Source organism: uncultured Senegalimassilia sp., assembly GCF_934632265.1.
Lineage (GTDB): Bacteria > Actinomycetota > Coriobacteriia > Coriobacteriales > Eggerthellaceae > Senegalimassilia.
In genome coordinates, this window is record NZ_CAKTYH010000008.1 from 23,683 (window position 1) to 35,566 (window position 11,884).

The 11,884-nt window shown below is 57.5% G+C and carries 6 protein-coding genes; 2 read left to right on the forward strand and 4 right to left on the reverse strand.

Annotated elements, in window-relative coordinates; genetic code table 11:
* Window positions 1-118: 118 nt before the first annotated feature.
* Genes Q0H50_RS01545 through Q0H50_RS01555 form a run of 3 tightly spaced genes read right to left on the reverse strand, consistent with a single transcriptional unit; the run spans window position 119 to window position 8,323 of the window.
* Entirely contained in the window at window positions 119-3,829 is a 3,711-nt protein-coding gene (locus Q0H50_RS01545) for a hypothetical protein (RefSeq protein ID WP_294418562.1), read from the reverse strand.
* A 55-nt stretch (window positions 3,830-3,884) separates the two neighbouring features.
* Window positions 3,885-5,222 (reverse strand): hypothetical protein, encoded by a 1,338-nt coding sequence (locus Q0H50_RS01550; RefSeq protein WP_294418565.1) that lies wholly within the window; start codon window positions 5,220-5,222, stop codon window positions 3,885-3,887.
* Window positions 5,223-5,236: 14 nt separating this feature from the next.
* On the reverse strand, window positions 5,237-8,323 hold the full coding sequence (locus tag Q0H50_RS01555; protein ID WP_294418567.1) for a helicase C-terminal domain-containing protein: 3,087 nt from the start codon (window positions 8,321-8,323) through the stop codon (window positions 5,237-5,239).
* 134 nt (window positions 8,324-8,457) lie between these two features.
* On the opposite strand from Q0H50_RS01555, the gene Q0H50_RS01560 reads away from it, so the two are divergent.
* A complete protein-coding gene (locus Q0H50_RS01560) occupies window positions 8,458-9,102 on the forward strand; it encodes a hypothetical protein (RefSeq protein WP_294418570.1) in 645 nt (214 codons plus the stop codon).
* A 431-nt stretch (window positions 9,103-9,533) separates the two neighbouring features.
* On the opposite strand, the gene Q0H50_RS01565 is transcribed toward Q0H50_RS01560, so the two are convergent.
* Window positions 9,534-10,487, reverse strand: a complete 954-nt coding sequence (locus Q0H50_RS01565) for a D-alanine--D-alanine ligase (protein ID WP_294418571.1) — start codon at window positions 10,485-10,487, stop codon at window positions 9,534-9,536.
* Window positions 10,488-10,605: 118 nt separating this feature from the next.
* On the opposite strand from Q0H50_RS01565, the gene rlmN reads away from it, so the two are divergent.
* Complete coding sequence (gene rlmN / locus Q0H50_RS01570; protein WP_294418572.1) at window positions 10,606-11,643, forward strand: 23S rRNA (adenine(2503)-C(2))-methyltransferase RlmN; 1,038 nt, start codon at window positions 10,606-10,608, stop codon at window positions 11,641-11,643.
* Window positions 11,644-11,884: the final 241 nt, after the last annotated feature.

The following is an 11,884-nucleotide window of genomic DNA, read 5'->3' on the forward strand; positions in this document are numbered from 1 at the left end:
GTTGCCGTATAAGAGCGCAAACGCCGTGAATCGGTGAATGCACTTCAAGTTCATGCTCGTGCGGCCTGAAATTATAGGCCAGGGGCGGTGCCGTCTCATGAAGAGCATGTTACAGGCTTTACATATTCTTCAACAACTCCATAAGGAAGTCCACGTTGGAAGCCAGTTTCTTCTCGTCGATGTTCTCGACGATGTCGTCCTGCTGGCCGTACAGCGCGGGCTTGCCGCCTTCCATGCCCACCAGATGGGTGACCTGGCAACCATGCTTCGCCGCATACGATGCAGCGCTTTCCTCGCCGAGCAGCGCGCCCGAAGCCACCTTCGTGCCAGTCGCCTGCGAAGCCTTGCGGATATAGCGCTTCATACGAGACGACGCCTTCGAGGGCTTCAGGAAGCCCTCGCGCTCGATCATGGTCAGATCGCCTGCGCCGATGGCATCGATATCGACGATGAACGCGCCTCGCAGCTCGGACTGATGAGCCTCGAGGAAGGCCTTCATGCCGGAATTCTGAGCAAGCTCGGAACCCAGGGCCACGAACCACACCTCGGCATCGATGTCGGGGTTGCGGAACTGGTACACCTCGTTGAGCTCCTCGTTGAGCTCGACGGGGGTGGGCACAGCCGCCGCGGCCGCTTCGTCAGCAAGCTCCTCGGAGGACAGGTTGCTGTTCTCCATGCGGCGGGCGGAATAAGCGCCGCCATGCCACGGACGGAAGCGATTGGACCCGGACTGCTCATCGTCGGCGACATCGTCGACGTTGAACGAATCGTCATAGGCGACACGCGAAGCCTCTTGGCCAGCCGCCTCGACATCGATCGGCTGGGGCGTCCATGCCTGGGTTGCGCCGAGGTCGTCGTTCTGCAAAGCAGGCAGAGCCTGCGTCGCCCCAGGATACGCGGCAGCATCCTGATCGAGCTCGACGGCGTAATCACCCTGATACTCGCCCTGCTCGTAGTGCTCTTCCTGGAAGCTCTCCCAGCCGCCGCGCGCCTTTCCAGCGGCACGGGCCTCGAAGTTGTCGTCAACGTCAAGCCACTCCTGCGGCGTATCCTCCTCGTCATCCTTACGATGAAGGAACTTGTCGAACAGGCGGCGGAAGCGCGACTTGGGCATCTCCATGTAGCCAGGGCCGGCGAACGCACCCGTCTCGGTGAAGTGATCCTCGTAAGCGGAATCGTCCGCATCATCGACGTACATGTCCTCAGGGTCCATGGTGCTGGCAAGCTCGCTGCTCACCGGAGCGAACGAGCCGGTGGCACCGGCGGTGCCGAAGCTTGCGGCAGCGGTCACGCCCGGCTGCGCCTGTGCAGCGTCCGCCGCCTTGATGGAACCGGACAGTGAAGGCAGGGATGCGAGCAGGGAAGGCTTGGAATCCTTCTTCTCGCCAACCGCCTCATCCTCTTCGCCCTCCTGCTCGTGCGCGGCCTTGATGTCGGACGACCCGATGGAAGGAAGCAGGTTCAGCAGGCTGCGCGCGGCGGTTTTGCCGGCGGACTCGACATCGGCCAGAGGAGCGCGCTGCTTCACCGCTGCCGCAACGGGAGCGGCCGGGGCGGCCGGGGAGACCTCCGGCAAGGTGACGGGCGCCGCGGAAACCGCGGAAACATCCGGAATGGCAAGCGGCTTCGCCTGCAGCTCCGAAACCGTCTCTTCTACAGGTTCGGCCGCAGGTGCGGACACGGGCACTGCGGGAGCGTTAACCGCGTCGGCTCGGCCGGCCTCGTTGATGGAAGCCTGCGTCATATCCACGCGATTACCCGAGCGGGGAGCGTCGGACTGACGGGATTGCGCCTCTTCCTGCACCTTACGCGGGTCCAGGAACGCGGGCATGGGAACATCGCCCATCGGGGGAACGTCGTCAAGATGAAGCTTCGTCACATCGATCGGAGGCGTAGCCGCCGTGGCAAACGGGTCGGCAACCTCCGCAGGAGCAACCACCTGGGCCTGAGCGGGCTCAGGGGCGGAAACCTGCGCAGGTGCGAACTGCGAAGCGGGCTGCTGAGCGGGAACCTGCTCGGAAATAACCTCGTTTGCAGGAGCGGAAACCTCGGCGGCGGGAATCGCAACGGCGGCGCCCGCCTGAGGCGCTGCAACTGCGGTATCGACAGCGGAAACCGACTCAACCTGCGCATCGAACTGCACGGGCTGCGCAGCCTGCTGAGGTGCTGCGGGGGCCTGAGCCGCAACATCCTCCCGAGCGGGAGCCTCATGCGTCTCGACAGCCTTCTCAACCGCCGACGCCGCGTTCACCGAAGCAGGCGCGGAAGCGATGTTCGCAACCGGCTGGTCGATTTCAGGTTGTGCGGCAGGCTGCACCGCGGGCTGCACGGGCGCAATGGTGGCCCACTGCGGCGCCCTGACCTCGCGGATGGTATCGCGATCGATGTCGAAGGAGCGCTCAAGCTCATGCTCCACGATGTTGTTTGCCTTGGCGAAATGACCGGCGCTTTCGGCAACAGCCGCATCAAGAGCGCTAGCGTAGCGGGAACGCTGCGCGGGCTTCTCGGCGTTACGGGGCTTCTTAGCCTTTTCCTGAGCACGGGCATACCAATCCGGCACGGTCGCCTGCGCAGCGCGCTGCTGCTCTGCGGCGGCCTGCATCTGCTGGACGGCGGCTTGCTGAGCTGCCGCCTGCTGAGCCTCGAACTCGGCTTGCTGCAGTGCGGCCTGCTGGGCTTCGAATTCAGCCTGTGCCTTAGCGGCTTCATCTGCCTGCTGGGCCTCAAGAGCCTGTTCCTGCTCCTGCTCGGCTGCAAGGCGAGCCTGCTCGGCATCGCGACGGGCGCTTTCGATCGCGCGCGCCTCCATGCGCTGCATACGAGCTTCCTCTTCAGCTTCCTCGCGATCATGTCGCTCGATCTTCTGCAGATTGCGCTCAACCTCTTCGGCGGTCATGCCGTCGACGGGCTTGCCGGACAATGCCGAGATTGCAGCCTTGGCGGCAATGAGGCTCTCCTCGTCCTCCATGGAGGAACGGGGGTGGGAAGAATACACGAACTCAGCGCCCTCGGGCACAAGACCGCTTTCATACGCTGCCTCCGGACCATGCATCATAGCGTCTTCACGCTCAGCGATCTCCGCTTCGCTCACGCGGCCTGCGCCGATGCGACGAGCCAGCTCAAGCAGGGCGGCAACGCCGGAGGCGTTGCAGTTTGCGCCCTCGTTATAGGCAGCGGTCTGATGCAATGCGCCAAGGGCCAGCGGGACCGCGGCAAGCAGCATGGCGATAACCGTCAGCAGCGTGAAGACCGTGGTGAGCATGCCCTCGGAAGATCCCAGCGCTACGCCCTTGATGAGCAGCAGCACGGGAAGCGCGAGCATCGCACCGAAGGAAACCTTGCCGAGAAGCGGCATGATCTGAGCCGTGGGGCCCGCAAGCTCGGCGCGCACCTTACCGGTGTCATAGCGCGCCACCAGGATGACCTTGCGGCGACGAACCGCTTCGCCATCCTCAGGCGCCGCAGGGGCGTATTTCGCCACGACGTTTTGGCTCACGCCTTTCCCCAGGAGCTTCGAGATGATGGGCTTATCCAGATACTCGGCGGCGAACAGGCCGGCAGCCGCAAGGCAGCCGATAACCCCGACGATGCTCAGCACGGGCACGATCAGCGACAGCAAGGCAAGCACCACAGCGGCGCCGCTGCAGATCATGCTAGGCAAATGAGGGTCGCCGACCCCGTTGAAATCCTCGATGTTCGCAGGCAAGCCTGCTTCCTTTTGGAATTGCTCCGTAATGTACAACGCAGCCTGCTGTTCCTCCTCGGTGCCAGCGGGACGGGCGCCGATTTCCTGCGACAGGTATGCGATATGCTCTTTAATATCCGGCATTTTTGTGCCTTTCGTTCCTCAATTACAGCAAGGCATATACGGGTTGCAGTATACGCTATTTGCCTTGCGCGCCCAAATAATCACGTATAACTGCATCACTGGTGCCGGCGGTCGCACGCTGTCCGGCGTAGGTTTTAATCACCTCGGCCCATGCGGCAAAGTACGCATCTTTAATCAATTGCTTGGGGTCGCTTGGCAAGCTTGCGGCCATCGTTGCCGCCTCCTCTTCTGCAGCGTTATACGCATCGTTTCTGGCAATGGCCTCTTCCTTGTTTTTCTCGGACAGAGCTTCGTCTGATTGCACCGCTAAATCCATCGCATCGATTCGCTTCTCGACATATTCGATAAGCTTCGAGAAATCAGCTGTGGAGCATTCGGCCTGAAGCGCTTCCAGTTGTTTTCGGCCATCAGAAAACAACCTCTTCGCCTCAACGGTATGCTCTTTGGAGGCATCGACCTCATTCCGTCCGGCAAGCTTCGTCGCCTCGCGAACCTGAGCATCTGCATCCAAAACCACCTGCCAAGCAGCATCGCATTCCTTTGCCTCCTGCTCAGCGTCTTCCGATGCCTCAACCAATTGCATGCCCTGCGCTATCATGCCCTGACGCGCCGATATCGATATCACCGTCTGATTTGCAACTTCGCGAACGGAAGGATCGGACAGCTTTTCCGAAACGTTGCGAGCTCTCACATCTGCATCGGCCAGCAACTGCTTAGTTTGCTCGACGGACGAAATCACCTCTTGCCTTTTCCCGTCGCTTTCCTCTGCAAACGGATTGTCCACAATCGCATCGATTTGCAAAATGGTTTCATCGGCCTCAGAAACAAGCCCCAAAGCATCCATGAGCTCAGACTCGTACCCTTGCTGTTCGGTCACCCGGCAATGCCACGCCCAAACACCGACGGACACGATCGCCAGAGAAGCTGCCACAACGGTGGATACTGCCACGATCCTCCCTTTGCGACGGCGCGCTTTTCTTCGTGCGATCTCTTGCTCAAGGGACATCCGTTTGGCGACAGCCGGCGTCTGCGAAGCGCTTTTTTCAACATAACCCGCTGAATGCGCTGTCCTCTTGCGCCTTGCCTGCTTGGCAGTCTTCGACTTGAACTTAAACCCGCTTCGGCGCTTTCGAGCAGTGCCTTCGGCAACATGCGAGCCGGTCAATGTCCCATGCTTTGATGTTTCACGTGAAACATGTTCGCCTGTTTCACGTGAAACACTATGAGCACGTGCATCGATCCGGCCGGCGAGCAGGTCCCTTAGGCTAAATCGCTGAGTAGTTTCCTTATATTTAGCAGCATCGAGAACGCTGAAGGATATCTCGTTAGATGTTCCATGCGTCCTTGCTTTGATATGAGCTGCTCGGGCGATTTTATCGTCTCGTCTTCTCATATATGCCGCCAGGTTCAGCCTCTGTTCGTTGCCGCCAATTCAGCAACGATCTGAGCAGCGGGCAGAACCTTGATATTGCTGCTTGGCAAGGAGTTCAGGAACACTTTCCCATAGCTCTTCGATACCAACCTATGATCCGCTAGAATCAGCGCCCCGGTGTCATCGACGCGGCGGATCAATCGACCGGCCGCCTGCTTCACCTCAAGCACTGCAGCGGGCAGCACATAGTGTCGCCAAGCTTGGTCATCGCGCTCCGCACGCTCGCAAGACAACGGGTCGGTCGGCTTCATGAAGGGAAGCTTTGGAATGACCACGCCCTTCAGCGTTGCACCTGGAGCATCGAACCCTTCCCAAAAGCTTTTCAAAGCGAACAGCGACAGATGTTCATCGGCAAGGAAGTCGTCGCGCAGGCCCTTCACCGAAACGCCCCACTTCTGGCACACCAAGCGCAAGTCATCGCTTTTCAACTCAGGCTGCACATAGTCGAAGCAACGCTCCATCTCGCGACGGTTCGTGAACAACGTAAGCATCGAGCCTTGCTGCGCCTTATGCGCTTCAACAAGGAACTTCTGCAGGTTGGTCATATAGCTCGGCTCGTTCGGCTCGGGCATATCGGCAACAACGTACACCGTCATGTTCTTGTCGAAGTCATAGCTGGAATCAAGCTGGCAGGTTTTGACCGGCGAGAACTCACCTTGGCCAAGACCCATAGCGTTCGTGAAACCGTCGAAGCTGCCGTTGACGGACAGCGTCGCCGATGCAAACACCACCGAATGCGTAGATGCATACAGCGTATCGTTTAGCTTTCCGCCGACGTTAACGGGCATACCCTGCAGCTTTTCACCGACGCGGTCTTTCTTTCGGCAGAGCGTCGCGGCATACGCATAGCTTTCGTTGGGGTCTTCGAGGATCACCTGCACCGCATTGACCTGATCCTTCAGATCGATGGCCATTGCAGCGATTTCGCGCTGAATAGCAGCGGCGTTCTCGATTTCTTCGAGATATGCCACCAGGTTCTGGCAAGCTGCGATCAGCTTTTCGGCAGATTCCCGCATCGCAACGCCCTTGTCCACGATATCGCCGAACGTGGCGGAAGCCCGGATATCGCTGTTAACCCACAGCTCGACGATCTCGTAGCCACGCCCGTGCTTGTTCGTATCGAAGAACAGCAAGCCCTTCAAGCTGGCGCAGAAAGCCTCGGCAGCCTGACGATATGCCTCACCCGCAGTCTTGCCCTTTTGCGTGAGTGTATAGAACAGCGTCTCACTCTCTTCTTTTGCACCATTCAGGACCACACGGCGTTCCGCACGGGAGAATACGTTTCTGCGAACGTCATCGGCCGACACGCGACGGGCTTCCCGCAGGATATTCTCGGCATCAAGCTCGATGGAGAAGGCGCGGCGCGCCTCGCTTTCGGCGCCATGAGCCTCGTCCACCGCCCAATAGCGAACAGGCGGCAGCAAACCGCCATCGGCGGCCATGTCGCAGAACAGCAAGCTGTGATTGGTAACCAAGATATCCGCCGCTTCGGCACGCTTACGCGCCCCGTGAACGAAGCACAGGTTGCCGAAGAACGGGCATTTGCGACGCAGGCATTCCTGGCTGCTCGTCGTGATCACCTTTCGCGGCAGCAGGCGATAGTCAAGCTTCAAGCCGTCGATATCGTCGTATTCTGTTTGCTCGATAAACGAAAGCAGCGCCGCCATAGCAGGTGCCTGCGACAGCTCTTTGCCCTGGATCTCTTTCATTGCAGCGCCATCGTCAACCACGCTGCGAATCTTACGAAGGCAGGGGTAGTGGGAGAAACCTTTCAGCGGCGCACACGTCAAAGGCTTGGCGTTTGGATCGGACGCGCGCAGCGCCTTCGCAAGCGCAGGAACCTCTTTGAATACCAGCTGATCGAGCAAGGCATTCGTTTTGGTTGCCACGCCAACGGTGATGCCGTTCCTTTGCGCGGTAAGTGCCAGGGGAACCAGATACGCCATCGATTTGCCGACGCCGGTTCCGGCCTCGACCACAAGATTATCGCCGGAAGCGAACGCATCGCGCACCGAGGTGCTCATCTCGCGCTGCTCGGCACGCGGCTCGTAGTTCTCATATAAGCTGCCCACAAGACCCTCTTGGCTGAAAGCCTTGGCAACTTCTTCTGCGCTAGGATAGAGCATGCTGCGCATGGGATCGGAGGCGATCGCGTCCGCATCTACCTTCGGTCGGTTTTCAATCTTGCGAAGACGGTCGCGGCGAATGGATTGCAGCGAGAACAAATCAAGCTGACTCGTCGCCCACGACAGCTGGCCCTCGTTTGTTTCACGTGAAACAATGTCACGCGCAGCGTCTTCGACCAAGGCAATTTCATCGGTCGCTATGTCAGCAGCATCGCCGGAATGATCGGCAAAATATTGGAAAACAACCTGGGTTTCCCACTGCTCAGGCGTTGCAAGGGATGCGATCTTGGCCACCAAAGGCTTCGGCATGGCGTCCACTGCAGCCAACAGAATACGGAATACGGCGCATGTTGCCGCAACGTCGTCATCAGCGCGATGCGTGGAAACCGGAGCCCCGAAGGTACGAACCAGGTCGATAAGTCGATGTGATTTCAAGCGGGGAAGAGCAATGCGGGCAAGATCAAGGGAATCGAGCCAGGTATTCTCCAACAGGGGATAGCCGCTTGGATGGCGCGTGGTGAAGGTGCGATCGAAGGCGGCATTATGCGCCACAAGCTTCGATCCGCCGACGAACTCGGCAAGCTGCGCGAGCGCCTCTTCCGGAGAAGGAGCATCGGCCACATCCTCGTCGTGGATATTGGTCAGATGCGCAACATCTTCCGGAATAGGCTTTCCCGGATTCACGAACGTCACGAACCAATCGACGATCTCGCCCTTGTCCATGCGGGCAGCCGCAATCTGCGTCAGCTCATCGTGATTGAACGAGAAGCCGGTTGTCTCGGTGTCGATGACCACGATATCGCGGTCAAGCTCACCGTAATCGCTCTGTTTTGAAGCATCCGCAAGCGATGCATAGCGATCGATGATCGCTTGAGGGGTTCCGTCACTGATATACGCGAGCAAATCACCACGCACGGCATATTCCTTATCTCCCACATGGATGCTTCCATGTTTGCTTCTATCACTTTGTAACCTTCTTATTGTATGTCAGCCAGCATCGAAGGATGCCGGCTATTCCGCTTCTTCGTTTGTGTTACGCTTTTTTCACTTCATTTCAGATAGGAGACTCCATGTTGCCCGATTGCTATTACGGCGCGTATGCCCGTTTCGACACGACATCCAAGAAAGACGCGGCTATTTTGCTTGGATCGAATTGCATCATCGGCGACTTCTTCGATATCGAGTTCAAACCCCTGGACAGCCAAACGCGCGCATGGGTTGTGAACGATTACGGCGATGTGTTGGGTTACCTTGATGAGCAAACGTCCCATAAGCTCAACCTGCTTACGGCAAAGAACTGGGAAATACATGCCGTCTTGTCGTTCGTAGCCTTCACCGATCATCCCGAGCCAGGCCATTACTGGGGCGAGGTCGCGTTGTTCTGTTACGACAAGGCACATCAATCGGATTTCGACACCTTCATGCGTACGACCATGAAATCGCTTTCACAAGGCATCCGTCCGCGTATCGACATCAAGAACCAGGGCGTGCAATCGATTCTGGATTCCCACGGAACCTGGCAGCCTTCGCAACGAGCAGACATGCCCAAGGGCGATAGCCATACCGCAATCCTCAAAAAGTCTCGCAGCTTTACCGACTTGATGGTTCAAAAAAGCAGGGAAGGGAACAAGGGCTGCTTCTTAGCCAGCTGGCTAATCCTGCTTGCGTTAGTCACGCTGGCGGTGTTCGGACTGAAAAGCTGCGGGCTGTTCTAACCGCACCCTTTCTCTGAGCTTCGTTAGTCGATGACTTTTTCGGAGGCAGTTTTAGGGGCTTGTTCAACACTATTGGGTCCACCTTGTCATAGGACGACATAAAGTTATGTTGCATTCTTTTGCTGCTGAACTCGCAGTTCAAACACAACCCTTGAACCGACGGGCGATATGATGGCCTGGCCTATAAAGAGGCTCATTATTCTCCAAGCCAACCTAAGCACCTATGCAATCCACCCGAACACCAAGAGGATCGGGTTGTAGCTAGAGAGGGCTGATCCCGGAACAATTCCGGGATCAGCCCTCTTTTTCGCTATATGGTCTTAACCCAAACGCATCCAAGTCATGAGATGCGTTTGATGCCTTTACATCGCCTGTCCATAGAAAGGCGACTTTCCAATCGGTCACCAAACAAACTTGTTCCGCAAAACCGCTTATCGCACAGGCTCTTCCAAGGCAAGCTCGATAAGCTTGGTGCACAGCTCGGGGAAGGTCATACCTGCAGCACGAGCAGCATCAGGAAGAAGCGAAGTAGCAGTCATGCCGGGAATGGTGTTCGTTTCCAAAGCCCAGCAATCGCCATTGTCTTCCAGGATGAAATCGGTACGAGAGGTGCCGCTGCACGAAAGCGCCTTATGAGCGTTTTCCGCCTCGCGCTGCATAACCTTCGTTACATCGTCGGGAATACGCGCAGGGCAGATATGCTGAGAGCCGCCCACGGCATACTTCGACTCGAAGTCATAGAAATCGCTCTTGGGAACGATCTCGATAACGGGCATGGCCTTCGGCTCATGATTTCCCAGAACGGCAACAGTGAATTCACGGCCCTTGATATAACGCTCGATAAGCACCTCGTCGTCGATATCGAGCGCCTTCTGCAAAGCGTCCTCGATAGCTTCGGCACCCTCCACGATGAACACGCCGATGGCGCTGCCCTCGGTACCGGGCTTCACAACAACCTTCTCGCCCATGGACGAGATCACCTGCTGGATATCAACCTGGTCGCCTTTGTTAACCGTCAGGGACGGGGGAGTGGGAATGCCCTCGCGCTCATAGAAGACCTTTGCCTTCACCTTATCCATGGCAAGCGCGCTGGACCACACGCCGGAGCACGTGTAAGGGATGCCGACGATATCGAGCAAACCCTGCACCGTACCGTCTTCGCCATACTTGCCGTGCAGGCAGAGGAATGCCACATCGAAAGGTTCCTCGATCAAGCGCTTCAGGTCCTCTTTGTTCGCCGGATCGATATCGGTGACGGAAAAGCCCGCCGTCTCCAAAGCTTCGCGAGCACCCTTACCGGATGCCAAGGAAATTTCACGCTCGTTGCTTTTGCCGCCGCACAAAAGCGCAACACGGCAAGAACGAGGATCGATACCTGAAGACATGACTCCTTCTTTCTCCTTTAGAGATCGTATTGCTGCAGTATAGCAAAACCCGCACACAGGCTTCGCAGCATGCAAGGTAAGCGCTGATGTTTCACGTGAAACAGGTATAATGACCCGCATGAATACACCAATCAAAAACTTCACCCAAAGCGACCTCGCCTCCTTTATGAAGGAGCTTGGTCAACCAGCATTTCGCGCAAAGCAGCTTTACGAGTGGCTCTACAACAAAGGCGCTCAAAGCTATGACGACATGACCAATCTTCCGGCAAAGCTTCGCGCTCAGCTTGCTGAGGACTATCCTCTGTACGTGCCCAGCGTGCTTGAGGAGGCCGTTTCCAACGACGGCACCCATAAGCTGCTCCTGGAATACCACGATGGCGTCTGCGTCGAAACCGTCGCCATCCCGTCACGCAACGGCGACCGTCTTACGGTCTGCTTCTCCACGCAAGCCGGCTGCCCCATGGCGTGCGCGTTTTGCGCAACAGGAAAAGAAGGCCTGACGCGAAATCTGACTGCAGGCGAGATCGTCGACCAGATCGTCACCGTGCAGCACCTCATGGGGCGCCGTGTGACCAACGTCGTTGGCATGGGACAAGGCGAACCGCTGCTGAACTATGACAACGTCTTGAACGCGCTGCGTATCATCAACGACGAAAAAGGCTTGGGCATTGGAGCCCGTCATATCTGCATCTCCACGTGCGGCATCATTCCCGGAATCGACCGCTTCGCAGAAGAACCCGAGCAGTTCACGCTCGCCGTCTCCCTTCACGCGGCGCGACAGGACGTACGTCTTGAGCTGATGCCCAAAACCAGCGGGTTTCCTCTGCCGAAGCTTAAGCAAAGCCTGCTGCGTTATATCGAGAAAACGAACCGTCGCGTCACGTTCGAGTACATCATGATCGATGGCGTCAACGATACCGATGCGGACCTGACGGCGCTGCTGGATTTCTGCAAAGGCCTGCTTTGCCACATCAATCTGATTCCCATCAATTCGATCCCGGAATCCCCATACAAGCCGAGCTCCACCAAGACCATCGACAAATGGATTGCGGAAACAGGTCGTCACGGAATCGAAACCACGCTGCGAGATTCCAGGGGGTCCGATATCGCCGGCGCGTGCGGACAGCTGAAAAACACGTTCACGAACGGACAGTAACAAGCGCCAATACAGAAAGGGCTCACAAGCCATATCAAAGGCGATTCATAGCAGCGAAACCACAACGCCAATCAGATCAAGTTTATTGCGCATTAGATAGCAAAACGAGCCGACGAGGAAATGAACTGCATCCCAAAACTTGGACACGAGAAATGGGAGGTTTGTGGACTGGTCAAGGTTTCTTGGACGGAAAAATAAGCTTCTTCAGGCAACATCTCGCTCTAGGTCGCACGGGGCGTTG